We start from the raw sequence: 26,967 nt of genomic DNA, 5'->3' as shown, positions 1-26,967 counted from the left end.
AAAGCCCCTGGTCGCTTGGCGACCGGGGGCTTTCTCGTCGGTACAGAGTCGTGAGTGGCGCCGACCTCGGGTGTCGCGAAAGCCACTTTCGGGACATCTGATGTCCCGAAAGTGGCTTTCGCGACGCTGCCGGGCCTCAGGCGAGGGCTTCGATGCGGTGCACGGCCGGGCGGCGCAGCAGCGCGGTGCGGGTCGCGCGCGGGATCCGCTGGTAGACCAGCTCTCGCAGAGTCGCCCGGCGGAACGTGTAGCCGGCGTCGTCGTCTTCGCGCCGCAGCACCGCGAGACTCGCGAGCCGGGACAGCGTTCCTTCGATCTCGGCGGTGTCCCGACCACAGACGGCGGCGACGTCCTCGGCGGTGAACGCGTCCCCGGTGAGGCTGGCCGCCTTCAGAAGGGATTTCTCGGCCGCGGGTAGGTTGTCGAGCTGCGCGGCGAGCGTCCGGCGGACCAGCGGGGGCGTCATCGCCTGGCCCAGTCCCGGAAACGGGGTGGTGCGGCCGTGCACCCCCTGGGCGTACGCGTGCGCGAACCGGGGGTTCCCGCCGATCCTGCCGATCAGTTCCTGCCTGCCGCGGATGAGCCGGGCGGTGCCGGGCAGCAGCTTGTCGAGCAGCTTGCCGACGGCGTCGTCGGCAAGCGGGGCGAGGGTCACCGTCGTCCCGCATCGCTCGCCGTGTTCGGCACCCAGCAGCCCGGGCCTGGCGGACGCGACGATCAGCACCGGCAGTCCCGCGCAGGCTTCCCCGAGCCGGACGACAGCGTCGCGGGTCTCGTGGTCGGCGCGGTGCAGGTCGTCGGCCAGCACGACCAGGGGCCCGTAGGCGGTCAGCTCGGTGGCGGCGGCTCGAAGTGCCGAATCCCCGCCTTCGGTGCGCAGCCGCGAGGCGGTCTGGGGGAGCAGTCCCGGAACGACGGCGAAGGCTTCGGTGACATCGGCCCCGGCGTCCAGCACGCGGACGCGGGGTTGCTCGGACAAGGTCTCGGCGAACTCGGCGAGGAGGCGGCTCTTGCCGATCCCGGGCTCGCCGAGCACCGTCACCCGATGCGGGCGGCCGCCGCGCTCGACGAAGCCGAGAAGGTGGTTCAGCAGATCGCGGTCGTGGTCACGGCCGACGAAACCGCCGGGGTCGGCGGGCTCGGCCACCGGATGCTGACGGGCCGAAACGGCGTGCCACCAGCCGGGCGAGTCCTCCGAAGCCTCGTGCACCACGGCGGGCTCCGAAGCCTCGCGTACCGCGTCCGACACCCGGATCCGGCCTTCGGGTGCCCGCAGCGCCGAGCGGACACAGCGGTCCAGCACGGGGCCCGCCACCTGTCCGGGACCGGCGGCGGTGAACTCGACGAGGACGTCACCGCTGTCGACGCCGATCTGACCGGCGATCCCGGCCGTGGCCAGCCGGTCGAGGATCCGCAGCGCGGTCCGGGTCGCGTGGACGGCGTCGTCGTCACCGGTCCGGGGCAGGCCGAACAAGGCGAGCACGACCGGGCCCGAATCGCCGGGCAGATGCGCGCCCGCGGCGAGGGCCTCCTCCTCGACGACGTCCCGCAGCCGTGCCTGGATCTCCACGGCCTCCTCGGGATCGTCGTCCGGGGTGGCGGCGAGGGCGACACCGATCGCGACGACCGGCTTCCGCTCGCTTTCGACGGGCTCCGTACGGGGCAGGGCGATCACCGGGGCCGGGGTGAACGGCAGCGGCGCGACCACCGGGGCAGGCTCTTCCGCCGGCTCGGGTCCGGGGCGCGGCGCCGGATCCGGCCGCCGGGTGAGCAGGGTTTCGTCGTGCTGGAGGATCGCGCGTTCCAGCTCACGCAGCTCCTTGCCCGGCTCCAGGCCGAGACCCTCGGCGAGACTGGCCCGCGTCGCCCGGTAGACCTCGAGCGCGTCGACGTGACGGCCGCAGCGGTAGAGCGCGGTCATCAGCTGGGCGTTGAGCCGCTCGCGATTCGGGTTGGCCTCGGCGAGCCCGCGCAGGTCGGCGAGCACTTCGTGGTGATGCCCGCGGTCCAGCTCCAGACCGAAAAGGTCCTCGTGGACGGCGATCCGCTGGTCCTCCAGCGCGACCAGCTCGGGCCACACCACGCCGGTCTCGGTGAGGTCGGCGAGCACCGGGCCCCGCCACAGCGCGAGAGCCTCCCGATAGGCCGAAACGGCCCGCTCGACGTCGCCGCCCGCCTGTGCTGTCCGGCCGTCTGCCGCGAACCGCCGGAACCGGGCGGCGTCGACCTGGTCGCTGTCGACGCGCAGCAGGTAACCGGGCGCGTGGGTGAGCAGCATCGCCTGCTCGGTGGCGCCGGCCCGCTGGGCCAGCGTGGAGCGCAGCCCCGAAACGGCGTTCTGCACCATTTTGCGCGCGGTGGCGGGGATCTCGTCCGCCCAGATCGCCTGCAGCAAGGTGCTGGTGGCGATGACCTCGTTGTGGCGCAACAGGAGATAGGCGAGTACGGCTCGCTGGGTCGCGCCGCGCAGCACTACCGGACGTCCGTCGTGCACGACGTTGAAGGGGCCGAGTAGGTCGAAACGCACGGGGTCACCACCTTGCTTGGAGCTTCCGAAGACGATCTCCACCGTGGCCCCGCACCCCACCCCCCGACAACGGTGTGGCGCGGATACTGGCTCGGTGCCAGTGGCACCCGAGAACGATGCCAGTTACCGCCCGATGTGTTGACTGTGGACGTTCTCACCTGCTAGACGCGCGCGGCGCACCTGTACCCGCGCATTTAGTCCTCTGAATGCGATCCCACCGCGAGGGTCAGGTCAGGTATTCGCCGGTCAGGATCGCCGCCGCGAGTTCCACGCGCGACGTGTACCCGGTCCGGGAGAACAGCCTGCTGAGCCTGCCCTCGACACTCTTCTCGCTGGTTTCGAGGACGACCGCCAGTTGCCGGTTGGTGAGGCCCTCGGCGACGAGGATCGCCAGCAGCCGCTCGTTCTCGGCGGTCGTCTCCGTCCGGCCGGGACCGGCGAAGCCGTTGTCGCGCAACAGTTTCCGCACTCGGCCGCGCCAGAACCAGGCTCCCACCACACCGAACAGTTCGTACGCCTCGGTCCACGACTGTTCCGGCCGGTGCCCGGCCAGACCCGCTCGCAGGAGCGTCATCGCCGACTCGTACGGGACGTCCCGGCGTTCGCGCGCGATGGCCGCGGCACGCCGGGCCGCGGCGGGCTCGCGATGGACGGCGGCGCGCGCCAGGTAGTGGTTCTGGTGGGCGCGGGCGGTGTCGAGCTGGGTCGCGGTGCGCGCCGCGCGCCGCACCCAGTGTTCCCCTTCGCGCTGCTTGTTCCGCACCAGCGCCGAGCGGGCCAGGTCGGCCCAGAGGTCTTCGGTGCCCAGCAGATAGCCACCCGCGTCGGCGCTGCGCGCGGCCGAGTACAGCAGTGCGTCGGCGCCCTCGGTGTCGCCGAGCAGGCTGAGCACGGTGAACTCGGCGTGGTCGACCGTGTGCTGCATCCCGGACTGACGGCTGTCGGCGGCCAGCGCCCGCGCCCTGGCGAGCCAGCCCTGCGCGCCGAGGATCCGGATCGCGCACTGGGTCAGCAGGCTGTGCAGCGGCCGGGCGGGGTCGGTGCCGCCCAACATCGTGCGGCGGGCCAGTTCCATCGCTTCCGGCCAGTCCCCGCCCAGATAGTTCAGCGCGAACCGGTTCGGCCCGGGGAGCTGGTCGAGGGTCATCCCGGTCTCGGCGATCCGCCGTCGCGCCTGCTGGAGTTCTCCCAGCTGCAGCAGCATTTCCACTTCGAACCGGCGCTGTTCGATGCCGTATTGCGGCAGATGTCCAGACCGCCACAGTTCCGGATGGGCAACGAGGGTGTGCAGCTGGGACGTGTCACCGAGCACGACGCCGCAGGCCGCGAGGAACATCGTGCCGAAGTCGGCGGTGATGTGGTTGCTCCCGGTCCACACCGCGCGTTCCCGTTCGAGCAGGTCCCTGGCCTCGATCCAGCGACGGCTCAGCAGCAGGGCGTACGCCCGGTTGATCACCATCAGGGCTGGGTCGTCCGGCAGCACCGGGGACGCGCCCGCGGCGATTTCGGCGAGCTCCCCGAGGTCGCCGCGGGCCGCGAGCCCGGTGATGAACACGGTCGAGAGTTCCTGCGCCTGCGCCGGTTCCAGATGGCCGAGATGCTTGCAGAGCACCTGCCGCGCGCATTCCCCGGCCTCGGCGGCGCGGTAGTGCAACGCCTTCGCCGCGCTCAGCAGCATCAGCACGACGGTCCGCGCCGGCGGTTCGGTCACCCAGGACAACGTCGCGTGGAGCCAGCGTTCCGCCTTGGCGCCGTCGGTGAACAGGACACGTTTGCCGTTCTCGAGGAGTTCGGCCGACGCGCGGCGCGTGTCGACGAGCGACCCGGCCTGGGTGATCCAGTCGAGCACCAGATCCGGGTCGGAGACGGTCGCGGAACCCGACCACACGGCTTGGACCGCTTGTGCGGACATGCTTCGCGAGGCGTACGGCCCGATCCCGGTCAGCAGGGCGTCCCGGACGGCGGGGACCCGGAACCGGTATCCGCCGTCCCGGTCCCGCACCAGGACGCGTTCGGCGACAAGCCTGTCGAGCACTCCGCGCAGGTCGTCCTCCCGCCACCCCAGCGTGGTCGCGGCCAGCCCGGTGGCGGAGGCACCGAGCGGGCCGAGCATCGCCATCGTCTCGGCCGCTTCCCGCACTCCGCCACCCGCCTCGGTCACCGCCCGCAGAAGCGGATGGTCCACGGTGGCCACCGGTTCGTCGACCCTTTCGACGCGGTACGCGGTGCGGTCGACGATCCGCAGGGCCCCGGCGGACCGGTAACCGTGCACGAGCGCGGTCAGCGCGGCGGGGTTGCCCCGGGCGGCGGTGTGCAGTTCGGTCACCAGCCCGTCGTTCGGCAGGGCCGAGACCAGCCCGGTCAGCAGGGAGCGCGACTGGGCTCGCGAAAGCGGCCGGAGAAACCGCAGCCTCGCGCGCCCACCCGCCCGCAGCCGCGCGAAGGCGCCGCGCAGCGCGGGGCTCCCGGACATGTCGTCCCCCGCGCCGATCCGCAGCGTCGCCACCACGCTGATCGGCGTCTCCGCCGAACACCGGTGCAGCAGCGGGCTCACCAGCCGTGCGGTGTGCTCGTCGAGCCACTGGACGTCGTCGACCAGGACCACCAGCGGGGTCTGGGTCCGCAGGAGCGCGAACACGGCTGTCGCGATCTTCGCGACGGTCTCCGGGGTCGGCGTGGTTTCGCCCGCCCTGGCGAGCATGGCCAGCACGGATCGCCGCGCGGGCTCCTCCTCGGCCCGGTCCGCGCCGAGGAGGACGAGAAGCCGGAAGATCGCGCCGTAGGGGAGCGTCCGGTCGAGTTCGGCGAGCCGCAGCACCAGCACCTTGGCCGACGGGGTGAGCTCCTCGGCGAGCCTGTCGAGCACCGTGCCGCGACCGCAGCCGGGTTCGCCCGCGAGCACCGTGAGCGGGGTCGTGCCGAGACCGGCGTCGTCCCGCAGGATCCCCACCTCCTCGACGCGGACGTCCGTCCGCAGACCCGTCCCGGTGTCCGTGTGCCTGGTGCTCATGCGCCCAGTTCACCAGGACGGAGCCCGGCTGACCGTCACCCAACCGTATGAACCGGGCAGTCGGGGCCGTGTCAAGTTCCCAGTGGCCGGTAATTCCCGCCCGGTACCGGCGGTTCCCGGGGCGTCGACAAACCGGCCGGTATGCTGAGCGTCCGCACGAGAAGGAGCCGGCCATGACACGAGCGACCACCCGCAAGGCGGGGACGGCGGAGGCGAGCGGCGAAGACCAGGCCGCCGTGCCGCGCCGTCTGCTGTCGCACGCCACGAAGCTCTTCGCCAAGAAGGGTTTCGACCGCACCTCCGTGCAGGAGATCGTCGAGGCGGCCGGGGTCACCAAGGGGGCGATGTACCACTACTTCGGCTCCAAGGACGACCTCCTTTACGAGATCTACGCCCGGGTGCTGCGCGCGCAGACCGAGCAACTGGAAAAGGTGGCCTCGAGTGAGGCGCCGCTGCGGGAGCGGTTGCGCTCCGCTGCTTCCGACGTGGTCGTCAGCACGATCGACAACCTCGACGACAACACGATCTTCATGCAGTCCATGCACCAGCTCAGCGTGGAAAAGCAGAAGGCCGTCCGCGCGGAACGGCGCAAGTACCACGAGCGCTTCCGCACGCTGATCGAAGAAGGCCAGGAGTCCGGCGAGTACCGCGCGGACAAACCGGCCGACGTGATCGTCGACTTCTTCTTCGGCTCGGTGCACCACCTCGGTTCCTGGTACCGGCGCGGTGGCGCGCTCTCGGCCCGCCAGATCGGCGACCACTTCGCCGATCTCCTGCTGGCCGCGCTGCGACCCGAATAGGTTCAGCCTGGTGGTGCGGGCACGAGCCGTTCCGCGAACCATTCGCTGCGGCGTTCGAGCACCGCTCCCACGTCCCATCCGGCGGTGAAGGCGAGCAGTCCTGTCGCCACTTCGTCGGCGTCGGCGGGCCAGCCCTGGGCGGCCAGGCTCGACCGCAACGCTTCGGCGTAGTCGGAGTAGGTGAAGTCGGGTAGCTCCGCGACGAGTGCCGTCGTCGTCCCGTGGTGCGAGTTCAGCCCGGCGAAGGACCGGCTGCACCCGCATTCGGAATCGGGGGAGTCTTCGCCGTCGTCGCAGCACGGGGCGATCCAGATCAGTTCGCCCTCGATGCAGTGGTTGAAGTCGTTTTCTCGCGCACCCTGGGTCTTCGAGGTGGCCACGAGCAGTTTCATGATGACTCCCTGTTCGATCAGATGTTCGAACAGGTATACCGGCAGGGTCCGACACTTTCCGGTGCGGACCCCGCCGGGAGGAATCAGGCGGGCAGGTCGATCAGCGGTGCGAGGGCCGCGCGATGCCGCCCAGGAGTGCCCAAGGCGATCTCGTCGCTCTTCGCGCGCTTCAGGTACAGGTGCGCGGGGTGCTCCCAGGTCATGCCGATCCCGCCGTGCAGCTGGATCGCCTCTTCGGCGGCGTGGACGGCGATGGGGGAGTTGCGCGCCTGCGCCACCGCGACGGCGATCGCGATGTCGTCGCCGGAAGCCAGGCAGTCGGCGGCGTAGCGCGCGGTCGCCCTGGCGTTCACCAGATCCGTGTACAGGTTCGCCAGCCGGTGCTTCAGCGACTGGAAGGACCCGACCTGACGCCCGAACTGGTAGCGCTCCTTGAGATACCGCACCGTTTCGGTCAGCGCCCATTCGGCGATCCCGAGTTGTTCCGAAGCGAGCAGTCCCGCCGCGGTCAGGAGTGCCGTGTTCAGCGCGGACTCCGCCGCAGAGGAGCTTGCGACCTGCTTCGCGGCCACGTTCTCCAAGGTGACGTCGGCGATGCGCCGCGTCAGGTCCAGCGAAATCGCCTCGGTGACCGTCACTCCCGCCGAAGCCGCGTCGACCGTGAAGAGGCCGGGGCCATCGGGCCCGACCGCCGGGACGACGATCAGTTCGGCCACCGAAGCGTCGACGACGCTGCGGACCTGGCCGCTGAGCGTGCCGTCCGCGGCGGCGGTGACCGTCGAGGGGAACTCGGCGCCGGGCGCGGTCGACAGCGGTACGGCCAGCGCGCCGACGAGCGCGCCCGCGGCCAGCTTCCCGAGCTTCTCCACCACTTCCGCCTGCGCAGTGTCGGTGGCCAGCAGGGCCGACGTCGCCAGCACGGCACTGCCGAGATAGGGGACGGGGGCGACGCTGCGCCCGAGTTCCTCCATCACGACGGCGACTTCACGCGCCGAAGCGCCGTGCCCGCCCAGCGCCTCCGGCACGGCGAGACCCGCCGCGCCCAGGTCGGCGGCGAGCGTGCGCCACAACGTCAGGTCGTACGGTTCCGCCGTCTCGGTCCTGGCGATCAGGGCCGCCGGTTCGGCGCGGTCTTTGAACAGATCGCGGACGCTGGCGCGAAGGTCCTCTTCGACCTCGGAATACAACAGGTCGCTCATCGGGGCAGGTCCTTCCAAGCGACGTCCTTGTCGATCCGCGGCTCGGACGGCAGTCCCAGCACGCGTTCGGCGATGATGTTGCGCAGGACCTCCGAGGTGCCGCCCTCGATCGAGTTCCCCTTCGCGCGCAAATAGCGGTAGCCGGCCTCGCGGCCGAGGAAGTTCACGCCGTCGGGACGACGCATCGTCCAGTCGTCGTAGCGCAGGCCGTCGTCGCCGAGCAGTTCGATCTCCAGCCCGGACGCGGCCTGGTTCAGCTCGGAGAACGCGACCTTGACCGCCGAACCCTCCGGCCCCGGCGCTCCGGCGGCGAGTTGCTGCCGCAGCCGCGAACTCACCAGGCGCAGGCTTTCGCCCTCCACCCACAGTTTCAGCAGGCGGTCGTGCAGTTCGGACGTCCGCAGCTCCGGGCGCTCACGCCAGGTTTCCGTGACGACGCCGACCATGCCGCCGTCACGCGGGAACTCGGCCCCGCCGATGGCGACGCGCTCGTTCATCAACGTGGTCTGCGCGACCTTCCAGCCCTCGCCGACCGCGCCGAGGCGGTGCGCGTCGGGGATCCGGACCTCGCTGAGGAAGACCTCGTTGAACTCGGCCTCGCCGGTGATCTGGCGCAGCGGCCGGACCTCCACCCCCGGCGCGGTCATGTCGCAGACGAAGTACGTCATGCCGTGGTGCTTCGGCACGTCGGGATCGGTGCGGGTGACCAGGATGGCCCACTGCGACTTGTGCGCGCCCGACGTCCACACCTTCTGCCCGGTGACCACCCAGTCGTCGCCGTCGCGCACCGCGCGGGTGCCCAGCGCGGCCAGGTCGGATCCGGCGCCCGGCTCACTGAACAGCTGGCACCACACCTCCCGTTCGGTCCACAGTGGACGCAGGAAGCGCTGATGCTGCTCGGGGGTGCCGAAGGCGAGAATGGTCGGCGCGGCCATGCCGAGACCGATCCCGATCCGCCGTTTGTCGTTGTCCGGGGCGCCCGCCGCCGCGAGCTCCTTCTCCACGACGGACTGCAACGAACGCGGCGCGTTCAGGCCGCCCAGGCCCTCGGGGAAGTGGATCCACGCCAGCCCGGCGTCGAACCGCGCGTCGAGGAAGTCCTGCCGTGGCGTGCTTTCCGGCGGGTACGCGGCCAGCAGATCGGCCACGCGCTGTTTGAGGTCCTGTGGGGTAGTCACTTCTTGGCCTCCGTGCGGTACTTCTTCAGTTCACGGTGCGCCAGCGAACGCTTGTGCACCTCGTCCGGGCCGTCGGCCAGCCGCAGTGTCCGCACCTGCGCCCACATCTCGGCGACCGGGAAGTCCTGGCTGACGCCGCCCGCGCCGAACAGCTGCACGGCCTTGTCGAGGATCCATTCGACGGTGATCGGGGTGGAGATCTTGATGGCCTGGATCTCGGTGTGGGCGCCCTGGTTGCCGACGGTGTCCATCAGCCACGCGGTTTTGAGTACCAGCAGCCGCTGCTGCTCGATCTTGACCCGTGACTCGGCGATCCAGTCCTGCACCACGCCCTGTTCGGCGATCGGCTTGCCGAAGGTCTCGCGCGAAAGCGCCCGGCGGCACATCAGTTCCAGCGCGCGTTCGGCCATGCCGATGGCGCGCATGCAGTGGTGGATCCGACCCGGTCCGAGGCGGGCCTGCGCGACCGCGAACCCGTCGCCCTCACCGGCGATGAGGTTCTCCGCCGGCACGCGGGCGTCCTCGAAGGTCACTTCGGCGTGGCCGCCGTGGTCGCCGTCGGTGTAGCCGAACACGTGCATGCCGCGTTTGACGGTCATGCCGGGGGTGTCGCGGGGGACCAGGATCATGCTCTGCTGCTTGTGCGGGGGTGCGTCCGGGTCGGTTTTGCCCATCACGATGAAGATCTTGCAGTTCGGGTTCATCGCGCCGGAGATGTACCACTTGCGGCCGTTGATGACGTACTGGTCGCCGTCGCGCCGGATGCTGGTGGCGATGTTGCGCGCGTCGGAGGAGGCGACGTCGGGCTCGGTCATCGCGAACGCGGACCGGATCTCGCCGTCCAGCAACGGCTGGAGCCACTGCTTCTTCTGCTGTTCGGTGCCGAACATGGTGAGGACTTCCATGTTCCCGGTGTCCGGGGCAGCGCAGTTCAGCGCGGTCGGCGCGAGCCGGAGGCTGCGGCCGGTGATCTCGGCCAGCGGCGCGTACTGCAGGTTCGTCAACCCGGCGCCGTGGTCACCGGGCAGGAAGAAGTTCCACAGCCCACGTTCCCGGGCCTCGGCCTTGAGCTCCTCGACGATCGGCGGCTGCGACCATTCACTGTCGCGCTCGGCCAGCTGAGCCTCGAAGACGGCCTCGGCCGGGTAGATGTGCGAATCCATGAACTCGAGGAGTTTCCCCCGCAGTTCCTCGGTTTTCGCGTCGAAGGCGAAGTCCATCTCTATCCCTCTTCCTTGAGAGTCTCATTGCCGTGCGCGATCAGGGGGACGACGCCCGCGCCGATGCCGTCGAACCCGGCGCCGACGGTCTGGCCCTTGCTGTAGCGGAGGTGGATGCCTTCCAGGATCACCGCGAGTTTGAAGAAGGCGAAGCCCACGTACCAGTTGAGCCGGGAGACGTCGCGGCCCGAGCGCTCGGCGTACCGGGCGATGACCTCGTCGTTGCGCGGATACCCCGGCGCGGAACTGGCGTTGGACACGAACTGCAGTGACACCTTGTCCCGCTCGGCGTAGGCCACCAGCAGCGCGAGGTCGGTCAGCGGGTCTCCCAGGGTGGACATCTCCCAGTCCAGCACGGCGGTGATCCGGTCGTCGGCGTTCACCAGCACGTTGTCGAGCCGGTAGTCACCGTGGACGATCGACGGCCTGCCCGAAACCGGCACGGTCGAGGCGAGCCGCTCATGCAGTTCGTCGACGCCGGGGAGGTCGCGGCTGCGGTTGCCGTCGAGCTGCTTCTTCCAGCGCCGCAACTGGCGTTCGAGGAAGCCCTCCGGACGGCCGAAATCGCCCAGCCCCACCGATTCCGGATCGACAGCGTGCAGCTCGACCAGCGTGTCGACCAGTTCGTCCGCGATGGCCTTCGTCCTGGCCGGTCCCAGCGCGGCCAGCTCGGTGTCCGAGCGGAAGGGCGTGCCCTCGACGAACTCCATCACGTAGAACCGCGAGCCGATGACGTCGGTGTCCTCGCACAGCAGCACGGTTTCCGGCACCGGGACGGCCGTGCCGTGCAGGCCGGAGATCACCCGGAACTCGCGGCCCATGTCGTGCGCGGTCGGCAGGACGTGGCCCAGCGGCGGGCGGCGGACCACCCAGCGGGACCGGCCGTCGCCCACGATGTAGGTGAGGTTGGACCGGCCCCCTTCCACGACCTGGCCGCTCAGGTCGCCCTCGACGAGACCCGGCCGGTGCTCGTCCAGATGGGACTTGAGCCTGGCCAGGTCGAGGCCCGGCAGGTCGGACTGGTTCATCGTGCCTCCAGCGTCTCGCTTTCCGGTTACAGTACCGACCAGTCGGTATGTCGGGTAGGGGAGGTCCGGCGAGGTGCCGGAGGTCACTTCCTCAGGCGATCAGCCGGACGACCATCTCCGCGACACACGCCGGTTTGGGCTCGCCGTCGATCTCGATCGTCCACCGGACGATGGCCTGCTTGCCACCGGTGACGTCGGTGACCTCGACCAGTTCGGCGCCCGCCCTGATCTTCGATCCCACCTTCACCGGCTGGGGGAAGCGGACCTTGTTGAGGCCGTAGTTGATGCCCATCTTGAGCCCGTGGACCCGGTAGAGCTTCCCGACGAAGCCCGAAATGAGCGACAGCGTCAGGAAACCGTGGGCGATCGGCGCCCCGAACGGGCCCGCGGCCGCCTTCTCGACGTCGACGTGGATCCACTGGTGGTCGTCGGTGGCGTCGGCGAAGAGGTTCACCCGTTCCTGGGTGAGCGTCAGCCATTCGCTGTAGCCGAAGTGCTCGCCGACGGCGTTCTCGAACTCCTGCAGGGAGGCGAATTCGCGCATGACTCAGTCCTTCGGTCCGCCGGCGACGTAGATGACCTGCCCGGAGATGAATCCGGCGCCGTCGCTCACCAGGAACGACGCGAGGTTGGCGATGTCGTCGGGCGTGCCGACGCGCTGGACCGGGATCTGCGACGCGGCCGCGGCCTTGAAGTCCTCGAACGACATGCCGATCCGCTCGGCGGTCGCCGCGGTCATGTCGGTGGCGATGAAGCCGGGGGCGATGGCGTTCGCGGTGACGTTGAACTTGCCCAGTTCGATCGCGAGGGTCTTGGTGAAGCCCTGCATGCCCGCCTTCGCCGCGGAGTAGTTGACCTGCCCGCGGTTGCCCAGCGCCGAAGTGCTGGACAGGTTGACGATGCGGCCCCACTTCTCCTGCGTCTGGTACTTCTGCACCTCACGGGTCATCAGGAACGACCCCTTCAGGTGAACGCCCAGCACCGAGTCCCAGTCCTGCTCGGTCATCTTGAACAGCAGGTTGTCGCGGGTGATGCCGGCGTTGTTGATCAGCACGGTCGGCGCGCCGAGTTCCTCGGCCACCCGGGTCACCGCCGCCTCGACCTGCGCGGCGTCGTTGACGTCCAGTGCGACACCGACGGCCTTGCCGCCCTCGGCGACGATCTCCTCGGCTCCCTGCTTGACGCCCGCTTCGTCGAGGTCCAGCAGGCCGACGGCGAACCCGTCGGAAGCGAGGCGCTTGGCCACGGCCGCGCCGATGCCTCGGCCTGCTCCGGTGACGATCGCTACGCGGGAGGGGTGTTCGGTCACGGGTCTGCTCCTCGTCGTCGAGTTGAAGTGAAAGGGAGTCTGCCGTACTAAGCGGTCGGTCTGTAGACATGCGGGGGATTAGCCCGCATGTGACCGTAATCACGGCGTGCCCGAACGGCTATTCTGGGTGACCTGATCGGCCCCGACGTATAGCGCTCCCACCTGCACTTCCGAAAGCCTCGGCGCACCGATACGAGTGCAAACGGAGGTGCCACATGCGCCGAAGAGCCCATGTCCTGGCCGGTCTGCTCCTGGTGACCATGCTCGGGGTGACCAGCGCACAGACCGCGCAGGCCGCTTCCGACCCGGCACCGCCGGAGAACGCGGCGATGCCGGGGCCTCGCACCCTCACGCTGATCACCGGCGACCGGATCACCGTGCAGGAGCGTCAGGGGGACGTGCCCGCGCTCTCGGTGCAGCCGGGACCCGGCCGGGAACGGATGGGATTCCAGCGCAGCCAGGACAAGAACGGCTGGTCGGTCTTCCCCGCCGACGCCCTCCCGCTGGTGGCGAAGGGCGTGCTGGACGAGCGGCTGTTCCGGATCGACCGGTTGCTCGCCGACGGCTACGACGACGGCGCGCGGCCGACCCTGCCGCTGATCGTGCAGCAGGACGGCGCGGTGGCCGGCGCGGGCGCGACCGCGGTGCGGCGGCTGGACAGTATCGGCGCGACCGCGTTCGCCCAGCCCAAGGACCGCGCGGGGGAGTTCTGGTCGGCCTTGACCGGTCCGAGCGCGGCTTCGGTGCGGAAGGTGTGGCTGGACCGGAAGGTCAAGGCGAATCTCGACCGCAGTGTGCCCCAGATCGGTGCGCCCGAGGCGTGGCGGAGCGGGTTCACCGGCAAGAACGTCAAGGTCGCGGTGCTGGACACCGGTGTCGACGGCAAGCATCCGGATCTGGCGGGCAAGGTGGTCGCGGCCAAGGACTTCTCAGGTGGCGGGGACCCCACTGACCGGCACGGTCACGGCACCCACGTCGCCTCGACGATCCTGGGCTCCGGCACGGCTTCCGCCGGGCGGCTCAAGGGTGTCGCTCCCGACGCCGGGCTGCTCGCGGCCAAGGTGCTCGGGGACGACGGCAGCGGCGGCTGGTCGGAGATCATCAGCGGCATGGAGTGGGCCGTCGCCGAGGGCGCCAAGGTGATCAACCTGAGCCTCGGCGGCGATGACACCGAGGATGTCGATCCTCTCGAGGCGGCGGTGAACCGTCTCACCAAGGACAACGGCGTGCTGTTCGTGATCGCCGCAGGCAACGACGGGGACCGCGGAGCGGGCACGGTGGGCTCACCGGGCAGCGCCGACGCGGCCCTCACCGTCGGCGCGGTGGACCGGGCCGACGCGCTGGCGTCGTTCTCCGGCAAGGGACCGCGACGAGGGGACAACGCGGTCAAGCCGGAGATCACCGCGCCGGGCGTGGGGATCGTCGCGGTGAAGGCGGGTGGCGACTATCAGCCGATGTCGGGCACCTCGATGGCGACGCCACATGTCGCCGGAGCGGCGGCGCTGCTCGTCCAGCAGCACCCCGACTGGCGTCCCGAGCAGATCAAGGCCGGGCTCACGAGTACCGCGAAACCGGCCGAAGGGCCGACCGTCTTCCAACAGGGAGCGGGCCGGACCGACCTCGCCAAGGCGGTCGAGCAGCGGGTGCACGCCGACGTCACCACGGTGGCCTTCGGCACCGTCCCGGCGGCCGACCCGAAACCGCTGACCCGCGAGATCACCTACCGCAACAGCGGTGACCGGCCCGTCGATCTCGACCTGCGGCTGGACGTCCGCGACGAGAACGGGAAAGCGGCGGCCGACGGCCTGTTCACGGTGGACCGGCCGAAGGTCACGGTGCCGGCGGGCGGGACCGCGACGGCGGCGATCACGGTGAACCCCGGGCAGAAGCCCCGCGCTGCCTACGGCGGCACCCTGCTCGCCACCTCCGCCGACGGTGTCGAGGTACGCAGCCTGATCGGCGCGGACCTGCAGCGTGAGGTCTTTTCGGCCGACGTCAAGCTTTTCGACCGCAAGGGCAACGGCCCCGGTCCGCAGGGGCCGAGCGGCTTGCTGATCGTGACCAATTTGGACAGTGGCGACATGAAGATCTTCGTCGCGCAGGAAGGCGGAGGTCCGATCCGGTTGCCGCAGGGCCGGTACCTGTTCGTCTCGGAGATCTCCGAGTCGCCGGGGTCGAGTTTGGTCGCGGAACCGGGTTTCGTGCTCGATCGGGACCGGGAAGTCGTGCTGGACGGGCGATTGGCGAAACCCGTGACGGTGCGGACCGATCGCCGGGACGCCAGTTCGAACGGTCAGATCGTCGCCTTCACCGAACAGATCGCGGGCCGGGGGGTCACGAGCCATTCGTGGTACCAGCCGAGGCTCTTCCACGACGTCCAGTACTCCTACGTCGCCCCCACCCGTACTAACGTGCCCGACTTCGACTTCCTCGTCACGACCATGCTGAGCAAGCAGACCGGCGAAGGCAGGTCGGAGAACAGCCCCTACCTGTACAACCTGCAATTCCCCAGCAACGGCAGGGTTCCCGACGTCTCCGCCTACCGGGTGCGTGACCACGAACTGGCCAAGGTGAACGCCGGCTACGCCAGTACCGGCAAGCAATGGGGCAACCTGCACGTGCTGCCGTCGCCCTACGACAACGAAGTCGCCCTCGGCAACGCCTGGTTCCTCACCGCCCAGGCCCAGCTGCCCTCGACGCGGGAAGAGTTCTACAGCACCGGGAAGATCCGGTGGCTGAAGCGGCTCTTCGTGGACCGGCTCGGTACCAACGGAACCTGGAGCGACACCGAGGAAACGGCGGCAGGCGTCGAGTACCGGGCGGGTCAGCGCTCCCGGGAGGACTGGAACCGCGCGGTCGTCGGCCCGACGCTGGCGAAGCTGACCAAAACGGTGCGCGACGGGGACACCCTCAGTCTCCTGTTCCCGCTGCTCGCGGCCAGTGGTGACCACGTCAGCCTGTCTGCGGTGGAGGGCACCACCCGGCTCGTGCGGGACGGCAAGGAGATCGGTTCCGTGCCCCGGGTGCCAGGCCACCTCTGGCCGAACAACGGCCCGGTGACCTTCACCGTGCCGCCGGAAGCGGGCGAGTACACGCTGACCATCGACGCGAAGCGGCCGGAAGGCGCCAACGCCGAGTTGTCCGCCAACGTGGTCACGTCATGGAAGTTCCGCTCGCAACGGGCTGCGGGCGAGAAGCCGCTTCCGCTGATGGCGCTGAGGGCCACTCCGGCGCTCGGCTCGGCCAACGACGCCTGGCGTCTGCTGCCGCTCGCCGTGCCGATCGAGGTCCAGCGCCCCGCCGGGGTGACGGGCACCGTCCGGCAGGTCACCGCCGAGGCCTCCTTCGACGGGGGCAAGAGCTGGCATCGGCAGCCCGTCGTCGGAAGCGGTGAGCACCGGCAGGCCTTCGTCGTGGCGCCGCTGTTCAGTTCGTCGCCCTTCGTCTCGTTGCGGTTGTCCGCGACGGATTCGGGCGGTGGTTCGGTGACGCAGACGATCATCAACGCCTACCGCCTGCGGTAAGCGACACCAGCTCGTGAGTGGCGATTCGGGTGGACCGGTATTTGCCTGCCCACTGGATCCTGATGTCATCTCGGTGAGCTTGTGGGGCTTTGTTCTGGATGCCGATGTGGGCGAGTGGGGAGGATTTGAGACGTTCAACGTCCCAAATCTTCCCCACTCGACTGCCATCCGCGAGACCACGGTCTTGATCAACGGAGGATCGGGGACGTTGAGTGTCCCCGATCCTCCGTTGATCAAGTACCAAGACCGGAGCGACCCCTCGACGATGAAGGATTCGGGACGTTCAACGTCCCGAATCCTCCACACTCGAACCTGTCGCGGTGAGATTCCGGTGTCATCGAACTCCGAGACCGGACCGACCCCCTCGACTACCGCACCACACCTTCGCCCTGGTCACGCATAGCTAGGCAAACACCGGCCCGCTCTAACCGTCCTCACCACTCACGAGCGTGTTCAGCCTGCGCGCCTGCCCAGGACCTCGGTGATCAGCTTCGGCAGGTCGCCGCCGTGCCACGAACTGGGCGAGAACCGCTCCTGCGCGATCCCCTCCCAAAGCTCGGTCGTCTCACCGTCGTCCAGCGAGACGCCCTCCTCGCGGGGCACGAGAGTGCCGATCTCCTGCGCCGCGACGCCTTCCCCCGCAAGGGTTTTCTTGGCGAGCTCGACGTCTTGCGGCCGGACGGCGACCACGAGCGTCCAGTCGCCCCAAGCCTGCGCGAGCTCGAACCGGCCGAGTCCCGACTGCTTGCAGACGTCGACGAGCGCCTCGTCCAGATGGATGTCCGTCGTGACGCGCGCGCCGAGGCCGTTGGCGCCGCAAAGGGACCGCACGGTCGGGAAAAGCCCGTCGGACACGTCCATCGCCGCGCGTGCCAGCCCTGCCGTGGCGAGCGTCCTCCCGGCGGTCACCTGCGCCATCGGGCGGCAGGCACGTTTCCGGATTTCGGCGACGAAGGACTCGGGAAGCCGCGCCTGCTCTTCGACGAGCAACGCGTACGACCAGAGGTAGCCGGGCGAACCGACCAGCAGCAGCCGATCGCCGACTTCCGCGCCCGCGCGCCCGAGCCTGCTCCCGGGGACGCACCGGCCGATCGCGGTCGCGGTGAGCTGCCGGACCGGGCCGTCCCGGAGATCGCCGCCGACGACCTTGGTCCCGTGCATCGCGGTGCAGTCGTCCACGCCGTCGAGCAGCCGCCGGAACTCGCCCGCTGTGGTGGTCTTCGGCAGCGTGTAGTTGACGACTAGCCCGAGCGGGGTGGCGCCGGCCGCCGCGAGATCGGACAGGTTGATCGTCGCGAGCAGCCAGCCCGCGTGATACGGATCCGTTTCACCCAGGATGGTGACCAGCGGGGTGGGGCAGCTGTCCGTGGTGGCGACCAGTTCGCCGCGAAGCCCTTCCGAGGCGTCGAGGACGGCGCAGTCGTCACCGAATCCGCGGACACCGCCGTAGCGCGGCCGCAGGAGGTGCTCCAGGATCGCGTGCTCGCCGAGGTCGCCGAGGCGGACGTGGTCGCCGACGGGCGAGAGGTCAGTTACGCCCGACATGATCCGCCAATCGGGACGGGGCCACGGAGTGGTCGCTGGAGTAGTTGTGCGGCAGCGTGCCGTAGGGCTGGTCGCTGCCGGTGGTGGCGAACAGCATGAGGTTGCAGATCCGCGTGCCGGGGTGCAGGAGTACCGGATGCCGCAGGTGGTTCACAATCTCCAGGGTCAGCACGGCGCCCTTCTCGCGGCCGAAACCGGGACTGACCTGACCGCACAGGACGACGCTGATGCCGAGCCGCGCGTAGTCGCTCGTACCGTCGACGAGCCCGGCGAGTTTCTCCGAGAGCCCGATTTTCTCCAGTGTCGGCGCGAGAACGACTTCGCCGGGTTCGATGCGCAGCCTGCCGTCGGCGTCGAGTTCCTTCTTCCGGAGGTCCGGATAGGTGCTCCTGTCGGCGATGTCGACGGTGCCGTTGGAGTCCAGCGCGAACGCCTCGTCGCCGAGCCGCAGGCTGATCGCGGCGGGCCGGACGAGGTCCGGTTCGAACGGGGTGACGGTGAGTTCCCCGGTCCGGTGCGCGCGTTTGATCGCCTTGTCGGTCAGCACTCCGCGGCGATGGACGGGCCAGGTCAACGGCATGACGCCACCGCTTTCGCGACGGAACCGACGAGCAGCCGGAAATCGGTCTCGGTCAGTTCGCCGTTGGGCTGGTCTTCGGTCTGGCCGGGTTCGCAGTAGACGACGGTCGTGCTGGTGCGATGCGGGCCCTGGATCACCACCGTCGCGGTCAATCCCGCGTCGATCGGCCGGACGGTGTGCACGATCGCGGTGTCGCACGAGTAGACGTCGCCGCGCCGGACGCTCGGGGTGTTCTCCACCTCGAGGCGGGCTTCGCCGTCCGCGAGCAAGGCGGCCGGGTTCGCCGGATCGGCACCGTAGCGGTACCGGTCGTGCGCCTTCCCGCCCTCGGTGGTTTCGCGGAACTCGGCCATGTGCAGGCCTTCACCGGCGATGATGGTCGAGGCGAATTCCCACCGGTGGCTGTGCGGATTGGATTCGCCACGGGACGGTTCCGCGGATTCCGGCCAGACGTGGAGCCGGATCCGGAAATCGGCGGAGGCATGGAGCACCATTTTGGCGAACCCGTTGGGGTGCCAGTAGGAACGCTTCGCCGCGGCTCGGACGGCTTCTTCGTCATCGAGGATTTCTTCGAGCCACGAAAGGAAAGTACCGGGAGCGTCCTGGATCCGGTGCGCCACCGAGCGCAGCCAGGGCAGGTCCGCGTCGCCGTCGCCGGGTCGTGTGCCGGTGACACCGCGGAGGAACGCGGGCGGAGTGTCGATCATCAAGTACCTGGGGTTCCTGGAGGACTGAGCGGGGGCGCGGCGACGGCGAGCGCGGCCGCGCGGAGGGAGGTGACGGCGTCGAGCGTCTGCCAGATGGGTAGATCCCCGCTTCCCCAGGCCCACAGCCCTTGTTCGGCGTCATAGCGCTCCCAGAGGGTTCCGAGCGCCCGGTTGAGCCGGGGGAGTGGCAGGAGCGGGGCGGTGGCGAGTGCTTGGACGACCCAGGCGGCGGTGAAGTGCCGGATGATGATCCGGGTGGTTCCTTCACCGTCGGGGCGGGGCCTCTCGAGATCTTCGGCCACGCCGTCGTCCGAGTGCGACCGTTCGATGAGCCATTGTGTGGCTTCGTCGGCGGCGTCCCGGACGTCGTTGCGATCTTCACGGCTGCGCAGAACGTCCCGGAGGGCGACGACCGATCGCGCGGTGTGGACCACCGAAGCCTCCGGGGCGACGAGGCCTGCTTCGTTCTTCTCCGGCCACAGCTGTGAGCCGTCGAAGTCGAGCCGGGCCGCCAGGAGGGCGTCGATCAGCCGGTCGGTCAGCGGGGCGTCCGGCCGCAGCCGGACCGCCGTGTGCAACACGGCGGACAACAGGTACGGACGGGTCCTGCTGTACGGGTCGAGTGACCCCTCGAGCAGGCCCAGCCCTTCGTCGGCGGACATGGTGCTGGTGCGGAACAGCGCGTCCACCACCGACGCGGTGGTCTCCGGCCGCTTGCCGCCCGAGCGGCCCCGCCAGCCGTGCTCCGACTGCAGTGCGTAGAGATCTTCGGCGAGCGTATGTAGGTCGATGTAGGGATCGCCTACCACGAGCATCGCGTTGATCCCGTACGCGGTGCTCAGCGCCTTCGGGCCGGTGTTCTTCTGCAGGTTGTGCCGCCAGCCGAGCGGTTTGCCCTCGGCGTCGCGGATCAGGTGCCCGGCGAGTTTGGCGCCGACGGTGTGGAAGACCTGCAGCAGCGAACGGGACGTGTCCACGGCGCCCGCTTCGCCGATCGCGGGCGGGGTGTGGTCCTGGGGTGATCGGGCCCTTTCCACCAGCGTGACCAGCGCGTTCGCGGCACGGAAGTGGTCGTCGAGCTGGCGGGCGTTGTGCGCGGACGGCAGGTACTTGCCGGTCTCCCACTGGGTCAGGTTCGCCCGGGTGACCCCGATGACCCTGGCGGTCTCCGCCTGCGTTTCGCCCGTGGCCTTGCGCAACCTTCGCAGCTCACGGCCGACACCCGACGCGGTAACGGTTTCCGCATCAGGGCTTACCGGCTGGTCCCCAGTCGATGTAGGCTTTATGTAGGCACTAGACACGGGCTTACCTACCTCTGGTAGGCAATGTAGGGCGGTGACTGAACGTGCACACAACGGCGAGAGTACAGCAAGCGAATCGGACCGTGATGGCGCCTTGGTCAACGTCGTGTCACAACGTGCGAAATGCCGCACCGGGACCTGTTCTGCCAGGTCCCGGCGTTCGTGACCCACCCGGCGACCAGGGCCGGTATGACCCGGGCGCGACCGGAAAGCGGATGCTGTCAGCCATCTGAATGTGACGCTGCGCATCCGAACCGGCTCGAGCCGTCTGCGGGCCACACGAATGCCGTAGTAGGCGTCGTGTGTGCCGACCCGAGTCCGCGCTTCGCAGCATCGGGGGTGAACCCCATGACCCACCACGAGAACCACACGTCAGCATCCCGAACTTGGTTCGATCGACTTGCCGATCGCTTCCACGAATGGCTTTTCGCGACCGGCGAAGACGCCAGAGCCGCCGAGCGCGGCTGGCAGGTGACCCGCGTACCGAAAAGCAGGCGACGCGTCTATCGCGACCCTCGCTGGGACACCGTGCACGCGTGCGAACCGTGCGGGGGCACGGGGTGGTGGCCCTACGAGGACGCCGTTTGCCCGGACTGCGCCGGCGTCGGTGTCGTCCGCTCCATTCCCGCGGCGGCGGTGGCCGCCGAGCACACCGCCGGACGGACAGGAGGAAGGTCATGAACCGTTGGCAGGAACCACAGGCGATCGCCGAACTGGCCAGAGAGGTCACGGTGGTCAGGAGGCCCAACCCGTTCACCGCCCTCTATCACTGGCGGTACGAGATCGGCGCGCTGATCGTCGTCCCGTACGCGCTGTTCTCCCTGTTCCAGGCCGTCGGCCCGATCTGGGCCGCGGTCGTGCTGTTCGGCGTCGTCAACTGGCTGTTCTACTGGAAATCGGCGCGACGCTTCGTTCGTGACCGGCTCCGGTCGGTCGTCGTGCAGCACCGGTTGCGGACCGGGTTCGCCCGGGCGCGGGTGTGCACGCTCGACGGCAAGCTGCCGGTGATCCTGTGGACCAAACCGAGGGGCGACGAAGTCGAGGTCACCCTGTTCTGCCCGGCGGGGGTCGGCTACGAGCGCATCGAGCAGCGGCGGGCGCTCCTCGCCGCGGCGTGCTTCGCCACCGACGTCCATGTGTACCGCCATCACAAGCGGGCCAACGTGGTGCACCTTTCGGTCTGCACGGCGCGGTTGCGCAAGGACGCGGACGAGGACGGCTTCGAGCTCACGCCCGGTCTGCCGCCCGCGCGACGATATGCCGGGCAAGCGGCCGATGTCGCCATTCCCCTGCCGGGGCACGTCGCAGGAATTCCTCGCGCAGCGCGGCGATGAACGCTTCACCGCGCGCGTTCGCCAACGGCCGCATCGGGCCGGAGCGGGTGTGCGCGGTGAAGAACGTGTCCGCGTCCGGATGGACCATCGGGAACGACAGCGGCTCGTCCTGTTCCAGTACGGCGTCCTCCAGCGCGGGTAGGAGCCGGTCTTCCCAGGAGCGGTCCCCGGCGGGGACGTGCTCCCGCAGGACGTCGGACAGCACCGTGAACGGCCCGCCCGGCTCGGTGCTGTGTGGCCAGTAGACGACCGAAAGCCATCCGCCCGGCCTCAGCGCGCCGGCCCAGGATCGGAGCGCGGCGTCGGGTTCGGGAAGTTGCTGCAGGCCGAAGACCGATACGACGGCCGCGGCCGTGAGGTCGAGTGCCGAGGCGTCGCCTTCGACGACGCGCACGAGCGGGTTGCCCGCCGCCCGCCGCCGGGCCAGCGCGGCCATGCCCGCAGACAGGTCGATACCGATGATTTCGCGGCCCGGCAGCCGTTCGGTGAGCAGGTCCAGTTCCGGGAAGGTCCCGCAGCAGGGGACGAGAACGGGGCCGTCGGGCAAGGCCTGGGGGAGGGCCCGTACCGCTGCGGCGACCCAGGGCGCGAACCGGGGGACGTAGTAGGCCTCGTACCCCTCGGCGGCTTCGTCCCATCCCCTGGCGAGGCCTCCGGTGGTCAGGACACGACCTGCAAGGTCTCGGGCTCGGTGGCGACCACCCGGGCCGGGATCAGGAGCGACGCCAGCGCGATCAGCCCGGTCAGCGCCATCGCGCGTTCGACCAGCCCCAGCGGGATCGCCTGCCACCACGGCCTGCCGCCGTTCATCGACACCACGATCGCGCCGAGGATCACGCCGAACCAGGCCAGCGCCGCCACCGCGAGCACCCGCGTCACCGCGCGGCGCGCTGGGGAGGACGGGAAGACGGCCTTCGCGGCGAACCACACGGCCAGCGGCAGGCAGACGAAGGCCACCACGCTCGCGATCCGGTGCACGGTCCCGCCTGCGCTCGGCCCGATCGCCCAGTTGTTCTTGGGGAACGCCACGATCACCACCAGGCTCAACGTCCAGAGCGCGCAGAAGACCGACGCCGCGGACAGCGCCGGAAGGTGCCTGCGGCGGATCAGCGCGCCGAAGCCGATCGCCGAACCGAACGCGACCAGCAGGACCGCGACGTCGAAGATCCACTTGTTCTCGCTCAGCGCGTATTCGCTGATGGTGCGGCGGACCGGGCTGATGCCGCTGGTGGCGGGGAGGACCTGCAACAGCAGGATCAGCAGCGCGCCACCGGCGACCGAGACCACGGCGGCGAACAGGGCCAGCGGGGATCTGGCGGTGACCTGGGACGTCGTCATGGTTGAAAGGTAACCACCCAACCTGAAGGTTTTCTTAGGCCGACCTGTCGGAATCGACAGGAAAGTCCCATTCTACGGCGCACGTGATGGTGATCGTTCCGGCACGGTCGGTGAGATCGTTGGGCCGAAAGGGGTGCAGGCGACTTGTGGCGGGTCCCTCAGGTGGGGTCCCGGGTCTAGGGTCTCGCTACCGGTGACCTCACCCGGTCACCGGACTGTCCAAGGAGGTCAGTCTGTGGGGTATTCACCAAACCGGCGAAGAGCGGGATGGACGGCGGCGACACTGGTGCTCGCCGGCACCTTCGTGGCACTTCCGTCGGCCACGACGGCGGGGGCCGCGGACAACGTCGTGCGAGCCAACCAGGCCGTGGCACGGTCCTGTTTCGCCGCGTTGCAGAAGCCGGGTGCGTCCGGCACCGATCGCCGGGAGTTCACGTCCACTGTAGACGGTCTGCTCCAGGCACGCCTCGCGCCGCGTGGCGGCAACGAGGGTGACTGGGACCTCGCCGTCTTCGACAAGGCCACCGGCGCCGTGGTCGCCGCGTCCGCCGCGTTGCGCAGCCACGAGCTCGCCGAAGGCTTCGTGAAGAAGGACCAGAAACTGGTCGTGCAGACCTGCCGGTACGACGGGCAGACACGCGACGCGGTCCTGGGTGTCGACTTCCTCGCGCTCACGCCGCAGGGAACACCGACCGGCGCCGTGCCCCCGCCGCAGCGCGCCGAACTGGTCCGGGTCGAGACCCCGGCCAAGCAGGACAAGGACAAGCTGCTCCGGCTCGGCCTGGACGTCACCGAGAAGGCCGACGCCACCGGCGTCGAGGTCGTCCTCGCCAACGACGCCGACCGGAAGACGCTGGCCGACAACGGCTTCAAGTCCAAGGTCGTCGACGCAGACCTCTCGGCCCGGTCGATCCAGAACGCCAAGACCGACCGTGAGTACGCCGCGAAGACGCCGGGCTCCACGCTGCCGTCCGGGCGCACGAGCTACCGGCACCTCTACGACTACCAGTTCGAGGCCAAGGAACTGGCCCGCAAGAACCCCAAGCTCGTCACGGCGTTCACGCTGCCGCAGCCGACCTGGGAAGGCCGCGACGTCATCGGCCTCGAGATCGCGAGCGACGTCAAGAACATCGCCGACGGCAAGCCCGTCAACTTCACCATGGGCGTGCACCACGCCCGGGAGTGGCCCGCGGGCGAGCACGCCATGGAATGGGCGCACGAACTGGTCAAGGGCTACACCGGCAACAACGCCGAAATCCGCGGCCTGGTCGGCCGGACGCGCAACATCGTCGTGCCGATCGTCAACCCGGACGGCTTCGAAATCTCCCGTGAAGCCGAGCCCAAGGGCGATTTCTCGCGCTTCGACTACGAGATGAAGCGCAAGAACTGCAACGTCAACGACTCGCCCAAGGAGTTCGCGACCGGCGTCTGCAAGGCGAACCCCGGCGGCCGTGAACGCGGCACCGACCCGAACCGCAACTACGCGGGCTTCTGGGGCGGCGCCGGTGCGTCGACCGTGTGGCGCAACGACACCTTCCGCGGGGCAGGGCCGTTCTCCGAGCCGGAGACGCAGAACATCCGCTCGATCGTGTCCAACCGCCAGGTGACCAACCTGATCACGCTGCACACCTTCTCCAACCTGGTGCTGCGTGTCCCGGGTGTCGCCGCCGTCCGCCCGCCGCTCGACGAGCCGGCGTACAAGGCCCTCGGCGACAAGATGGCCTCGCGCAACGGGTACACCAGCCAGCCGTCGTGGGCGCTCTACGACACGACCGGCTCGACCGAGGACTGGTCGTACTGGGCCACCGGTGGCTGGGGCTTCACCTTCGAGATCGGCAACACCGAGTTCCACCCGCCGTTCCAGGCCGGTGTCGTCGCCGAGTACACCGGCGTCGCCCCCGCCGCGGGCGCGGGCAAGGGCGGCAACCGCGGTGCCTTCATCGACATGTTGGCCAACACCGCCGACCCGGCGGCCCACTCGACGCTGATCGGTACGGCGCCGAAGGGTTACCAGCTGAAGCTGCACAAGACGTTCCAGACGCCGACGTCGCCGGTCGTGCAGCCGGACGGTTCGACGAAGCCGCCGATCTACGTGACCGACAACCTGAACTCGTCGCTGTCCTCGACCGGCGGCCGGTTCGCGTGGTCGATCAACCCGTCGACCAGGCCCTACGTCGCGGGCCGCTACGGCCGCGAGCCGCAGGGCCCGGCGCAGGCGAACATCGCGGTGGCGAACCCGGCGGGCGTGCCGGCGATCAACACCAACTACCCGGCCGATCCGGCCTCGGAGAGCTTCACGTTCCACGTGGACGGGCTCCCCAAGGTGGACAACGGGAAGTTCAGCGTCGACGTCAAGTGGGCCAGCCCGGACACCGACTGGGACCTGTACGTCTTCGACGCCGCGGGCAACATGGTGTCGTCGTCGGCGAACGGCGGGACCACGGAGGAGCACGCGACCCTGTTCGACCCGCCCGCCGGGGACTACCGGGCCGTGCTGGTCAACTTCGCCCAGGCCAACCCGTCCACTGTGGACGACTGGACCGGCGGAGTGTCGTTCCAGTCGCCGATCCCGCCGACCTACGGCCCCAAGGAGGCGTACCAGCTGACCTGTACGTCGCCGAAGGGCAAGCTCGTCGGGCTGGCGGACGTCTACATCGACCGCGGCCAGACGGTCGACGTCGGTGAGGTCTGCACCCGTTCCGCGCGCGCCAAGAAGGAGCGCTCGGGCCGGTAATCAGTAGTTGCAACGGGCTGAAGGGCCCTTTCCCGGCATACGATGCGGGGAAAGGGCCCTTCGTCACGTAAGACGAGGTGAAGGGCCCCTTCGGCCCCCGGACCTCAGACGGTGCCGACCACCCGGTCGCGCACCACCCGCATCGTCGGTGAGTCCACAGTGGACGGCTCCGCCGCCAGCCAGCCGCCGATCTCGTGCAGGAACTGCTCCGGCGTCATCGGCGGTGCGGGGGAGGGATCGTCGTGCTCGGTGGTGATCTCGCCGGTCCGGCTCGGGTACACGATCATCGCCCCGCGCAAGGTGACCCCCGGCAGGATCCGCCGGTACTCGGCGAGGCTTTCGGTCAGCCTGCTCCCGCCGCCGCGGAAGGCACGGCCGTTGCGCAGCAGGCGGTCGTCGTCCCCGGTTTCGTAGTGCCCCGGCAGCCACAGCTTCGATTCGATGAGCACGAGCCGCTTTCCGCACAGCACCGCGTGGTCGACGTCGGCGAACACCGAGTCCGGCCACGAGAGGCCGTGGAAGATGCGGGCGCCGGGCAGCCGGGTCAGATAGCGCTCGAGCAGGTCGGCGGTGAGCCGCTCGGCGAGTTCGTCGGTCTCGGTGCCGGGGGTGCCGAACACGCGCTTCCCGCCGAACTCGGCGGCGAACCGGTTCTTGGCGCGGGAGGCGGCGAGGTAACCGCGAGCGAGCCGCTGCACCAGCAGGGCCGTTCCGGCGGTCAGGATCAGCCAGATGATCAGCGTGGGCGCGGAGAAGCCGACGCCGGTCAGCACCGGCAGCAGGACCAGCACCATCCCGCCGACCGCAGCCACGACCGGGGTGTGGCCGGGGCCGCGCCGCCGTCCGTGGCGCACGCGCTCGTCCTGCGCGGCGAATTCCCACCATTCGAGGTCGTCCGGATCGATCACGACCTGTTCGGGTTCGTAGCCCGGTTCGTCGCCGAAACGACGTCTCGGCCGCGGCCGGATCGGCGCGCGCACGGAGCGCCCGCCCGCGTCGTAGCCCGCGCGCCTCAGCGGATCGCTGAGCGTGTCGTAAGCCTCGCGGACCAGCTGGAACGTGAGCGCGGAACCGCCGGCGTCCGGGTGATGCGACTTCGCCAGCCGCCGGTACGCGGTTTTGATCTCGTTGACCGAGGCGGCCTTGCCCACGCCGAGCACTTCGTAGTAATCGACAGCTGGCACGGGCGGTTCACCTCCAAAGGGCCGGGCCGCAACACTATTCGGCCGCCGCCGGTCGCC

At 69.6% G+C, this 26,967-nt stretch carries 21 protein-coding genes; 5 read left to right on the top strand and 16 right to left on the bottom strand.

Annotation, left to right across the window (positions count from 1 at the left end; translation table 11 throughout):
- Positions 1-136: 136 nt before the first annotated feature.
- Both ACLJRM_RS06320 and ACLJRM_RS06315 read right to left on the bottom strand, forming a co-directional pair.
- The gene (locus ACLJRM_RS06320; protein WP_410662547.1) at positions 137-2,527 is read right to left on the bottom strand and encodes a BTAD domain-containing putative transcriptional regulator; all 2,391 of its coding nucleotides are present in this window, start codon (positions 2,525-2,527) and stop codon (positions 137-139) included.
- A 226-nt stretch (positions 2,528-2,753) separates the two neighbouring features.
- Positions 2,754-5,537, bottom strand: coding sequence for an AAA family ATPase (locus tag ACLJRM_RS06315; protein ID WP_410662546.1), 2,784 nt, complete (start codon positions 5,535-5,537; stop codon positions 2,754-2,756).
- Between the two features lie 173 nt (positions 5,538-5,710).
- Here ACLJRM_RS06315 and ACLJRM_RS06310 point away from each other — a divergent pair, with 173 nt between their 5' ends.
- Positions 5,711-6,337 (top strand): TetR/AcrR family transcriptional regulator, encoded by a 627-nt coding sequence (locus ACLJRM_RS06310; RefSeq protein WP_101606886.1) that lies wholly within the window; start codon positions 5,711-5,713, stop codon positions 6,335-6,337.
- 2 nt (positions 6,338-6,339) lie between these two features.
- Here the strand turns inward: ACLJRM_RS06310 and ACLJRM_RS06305 are convergent, their stop codons facing one another.
- From ACLJRM_RS06305 to fabG, 7 genes are all read right to left on the bottom strand, one after another.
- Positions 6,340-6,729: a hypothetical protein gene (locus tag ACLJRM_RS06305; protein WP_101606887.1), complete on the bottom strand. Its 390-nt coding sequence runs from the start codon at positions 6,727-6,729 to the stop codon at positions 6,340-6,342.
- Between the two features lie 83 nt (positions 6,730-6,812).
- Positions 6,813-7,928 (bottom strand): acyl-CoA dehydrogenase family protein, encoded by a 1,116-nt coding sequence (locus ACLJRM_RS06300; RefSeq protein WP_410662545.1) that lies wholly within the window; start codon positions 7,926-7,928, stop codon positions 6,813-6,815.
- Positions 7,925-9,106 carry an acyl-CoA dehydrogenase family protein gene (locus tag ACLJRM_RS06295; RefSeq protein ID WP_410662544.1) on the bottom strand — a complete coding sequence of 394 codons (1,182 nt, stop codon included), beginning with the start codon at positions 9,104-9,106 and terminating at the stop codon, positions 7,925-7,927. The genes ACLJRM_RS06300 and ACLJRM_RS06295 overlap by 4 nt, the downstream gene beginning before the upstream one ends.
- Positions 9,103-10,326: an acyl-CoA dehydrogenase family protein gene (locus ACLJRM_RS06290; protein WP_410662543.1), complete on the bottom strand. Its 1,224-nt coding sequence runs from the start codon at positions 10,324-10,326 to the stop codon at positions 9,103-9,105. The genes ACLJRM_RS06295 and ACLJRM_RS06290 overlap by 4 nt, the downstream gene beginning before the upstream one ends.
- A gap of 2 nt (positions 10,327-10,328) precedes the next feature.
- The gene (locus ACLJRM_RS06285) at positions 10,329-11,354 is read right to left on the bottom strand and encodes a phosphotransferase family protein (protein ID WP_101606891.1); all 1,026 of its coding nucleotides are present in this window, start codon (positions 11,352-11,354) and stop codon (positions 10,329-10,331) included.
- Positions 11,355-11,445: 91 nt separating this feature from the next.
- Positions 11,446-11,898 carry a MaoC family dehydratase gene (locus ACLJRM_RS06280; RefSeq protein ID WP_101606892.1) on the bottom strand — a complete coding sequence of 151 codons (453 nt, stop codon included), beginning with the start codon at positions 11,896-11,898 and terminating at the stop codon, positions 11,446-11,448.
- A gap of 3 nt (positions 11,899-11,901) precedes the next feature.
- Entirely contained in the window at positions 11,902-12,663 is a 762-nt protein-coding gene (fabG, locus tag ACLJRM_RS06275; protein ID WP_101606893.1) for a 3-oxoacyl-ACP reductase FabG, read from the bottom strand.
- 215 nt (positions 12,664-12,878) lie between these two features.
- Here fabG and ACLJRM_RS06270 point away from each other — a divergent pair, with 215 nt between their 5' ends.
- Positions 12,879-16,187, top strand: coding sequence for a S8 family peptidase (locus ACLJRM_RS06270; RefSeq protein ID WP_410662542.1), 3,309 nt, complete (start codon positions 12,879-12,881; stop codon positions 16,185-16,187).
- A 453-nt stretch (positions 16,188-16,640) separates the two neighbouring features.
- On the opposite strand, the gene ACLJRM_RS06265 is transcribed toward ACLJRM_RS06270, so the two are convergent.
- Genes ACLJRM_RS06265 through ACLJRM_RS06250 form a run of 4 tightly spaced genes read right to left on the bottom strand, consistent with a single transcriptional unit; the run spans position 16,641 to position 20,305 of the window.
- On the bottom strand, positions 16,641-17,732 hold the full coding sequence (locus ACLJRM_RS06265; protein WP_410662541.1) for a thiamine-phosphate kinase: 1,092 nt from the start codon (positions 17,730-17,732) through the stop codon (positions 16,641-16,643).
- Positions 17,716-18,312 carry a dCTP deaminase gene (gene dcd / locus ACLJRM_RS06260; RefSeq protein ID WP_410662540.1) on the bottom strand — a complete coding sequence of 199 codons (597 nt, stop codon included), beginning with the start codon at positions 18,310-18,312 and terminating at the stop codon, positions 17,716-17,718. The genes ACLJRM_RS06265 and dcd overlap by 17 nt, the downstream gene beginning before the upstream one ends.
- Positions 18,303-19,019, bottom strand: a complete 717-nt coding sequence (locus ACLJRM_RS06255; protein ID WP_410662539.1) for a hypothetical protein — start codon at positions 19,017-19,019, stop codon at positions 18,303-18,305. Before ACLJRM_RS06255 ends, dcd begins: the two co-directional genes overlap by 10 nt.
- Complete coding sequence (locus tag ACLJRM_RS06250) at positions 19,019-20,305, bottom strand: helix-turn-helix transcriptional regulator (RefSeq protein WP_410662843.1); 1,287 nt, start codon at positions 20,303-20,305, stop codon at positions 19,019-19,021. Before ACLJRM_RS06250 ends, ACLJRM_RS06255 begins: the two co-directional genes overlap by 1 nt.
- A 363-nt stretch (positions 20,306-20,668) precedes the next feature.
- Here ACLJRM_RS06250 and ACLJRM_RS06245 point away from each other — a divergent pair, with 363 nt between their 5' ends.
- Complete coding sequence (locus tag ACLJRM_RS06245) at positions 20,669-21,001, top strand: hypothetical protein (RefSeq protein WP_101606899.1); 333 nt, start codon at positions 20,669-20,671, stop codon at positions 20,999-21,001.
- Positions 20,998-21,654 carry a hypothetical protein gene (locus ACLJRM_RS06240; protein WP_101606900.1) on the top strand — a complete coding sequence of 219 codons (657 nt, stop codon included), beginning with the start codon at positions 20,998-21,000 and terminating at the stop codon, positions 21,652-21,654. Before ACLJRM_RS06245 ends, ACLJRM_RS06240 begins: the two co-directional genes overlap by 4 nt.
- Here ACLJRM_RS06240 and ACLJRM_RS06235 read toward each other — a convergent pair.
- Complete coding sequence (locus tag ACLJRM_RS06235; RefSeq protein WP_410662538.1) at positions 21,548-22,201, bottom strand: class I SAM-dependent methyltransferase; 654 nt, start codon at positions 22,199-22,201, stop codon at positions 21,548-21,550. The two genes, ACLJRM_RS06240 and ACLJRM_RS06235, sit on opposite strands and share 107 nt — an antisense overlap.
- 113 nt (positions 22,202-22,314) lie before the next feature.
- On the bottom strand, positions 22,315-22,992 hold the full coding sequence (locus ACLJRM_RS06230; protein WP_410662537.1) for a DUF998 domain-containing protein: 678 nt from the start codon (positions 22,990-22,992) through the stop codon (positions 22,315-22,317).
- Positions 22,993-23,227: 235 nt separating this feature from the next.
- On the opposite strand from ACLJRM_RS06230, the gene ACLJRM_RS06225 reads away from it, so the two are divergent.
- Entirely contained in the window at positions 23,228-25,726 is a 2,499-nt protein-coding gene (locus ACLJRM_RS06225) for a M14 family zinc carboxypeptidase (protein WP_233224068.1), read from the top strand.
- A gap of 104 nt (positions 25,727-25,830) precedes the next feature.
- Here ACLJRM_RS06225 and ACLJRM_RS06220 read toward each other — a convergent pair whose 3' ends face one another.
- Positions 25,831-26,910 (bottom strand): J domain-containing protein, encoded by a 1,080-nt coding sequence (locus ACLJRM_RS06220; protein ID WP_410604639.1) that lies wholly within the window; start codon positions 26,908-26,910, stop codon positions 25,831-25,833.
- Positions 26,911-26,967: the final 57 nt, after the last annotated feature.

The organism is Amycolatopsis sp. lyj-84, from assembly GCF_046549075.1.
GTDB lineage: Bacteria > Actinomycetota > Actinomycetes > Mycobacteriales > Pseudonocardiaceae > Amycolatopsis.
Note: the sequence above shows the minus strand (reverse complement) of the source record. Positions and strands in the feature narration are given on the sequence as shown.

What these genes read in the sequence shown, in the direction of transcription:
- ACLJRM_RS06315 (WP_410662546.1), bottom strand. Translation starts at nt 5,537, where the DNA reads ATGAGCACCAGGCACACGGACACCGGGACGGGTCTGCGGACGGACGTC.
- ACLJRM_RS06310 (WP_101606886.1), top strand. Translation starts at nt 5,711, where the DNA reads ATGACACGAGCGACCACCCGCAAGGCGGGGACGGCGGAGGCGAGCGGC.
- ACLJRM_RS06305 (WP_101606887.1), bottom strand. Translation starts at nt 6,729, where the DNA reads ATGAAACTGCTCGTGGCCACCTCGAAGACCCAGGGTGCGCGAGAAAAC.
- ACLJRM_RS06300 (WP_410662545.1), bottom strand. Translation starts at nt 7,928, where the DNA reads ATGAGCGACCTGTTGTATTCCGAGGTCGAAGAGGACCTTCGCGCCAGC.
- ACLJRM_RS06290 (WP_410662543.1), bottom strand. Translation starts at nt 10,326, where the DNA reads ATGGACTTCGCCTTCGACGCGAAAACCGAGGAACTGCGGGGGAAACTC.
- ACLJRM_RS06285 (WP_101606891.1), bottom strand. Translation starts at nt 11,354, where the DNA reads ATGAACCAGTCCGACCTGCCGGGCCTCGACCTGGCCAGGCTCAAGTCC.
- ACLJRM_RS06280 (WP_101606892.1), bottom strand. Translation starts at nt 11,898, where the DNA reads ATGCGCGAATTCGCCTCCCTGCAGGAGTTCGAGAACGCCGTCGGCGAG.
- ACLJRM_RS06270 (WP_410662542.1), top strand. Translation starts at nt 12,879, where the DNA reads ATGCGCCGAAGAGCCCATGTCCTGGCCGGTCTGCTCCTGGTGACCATG.
- ACLJRM_RS06265 (WP_410662541.1), bottom strand. Translation starts at nt 17,732, where the DNA reads ATGTCGGGCGTAACTGACCTCTCGCCCGTCGGCGACCACGTCCGCCTC.
- dcd (WP_410662540.1), bottom strand. Translation starts at nt 18,312, where the DNA reads ATGCCGTTGACCTGGCCCGTCCATCGCCGCGGAGTGCTGACCGACAAG.
- ACLJRM_RS06255 (WP_410662539.1), bottom strand. Translation starts at nt 19,019, where the DNA reads ATGATCGACACTCCGCCCGCGTTCCTCCGCGGTGTCACCGGCACACGA.
- ACLJRM_RS06245 (WP_101606899.1), top strand. Translation starts at nt 20,669, where the DNA reads ATGACCCACCACGAGAACCACACGTCAGCATCCCGAACTTGGTTCGAT.
- ACLJRM_RS06240 (WP_101606900.1), top strand. Translation starts at nt 20,998, where the DNA reads ATGAACCGTTGGCAGGAACCACAGGCGATCGCCGAACTGGCCAGAGAG.
- ACLJRM_RS06230 (WP_410662537.1), bottom strand. Translation starts at nt 22,992, where the DNA reads ATGACGACGTCCCAGGTCACCGCCAGATCCCCGCTGGCCCTGTTCGCC.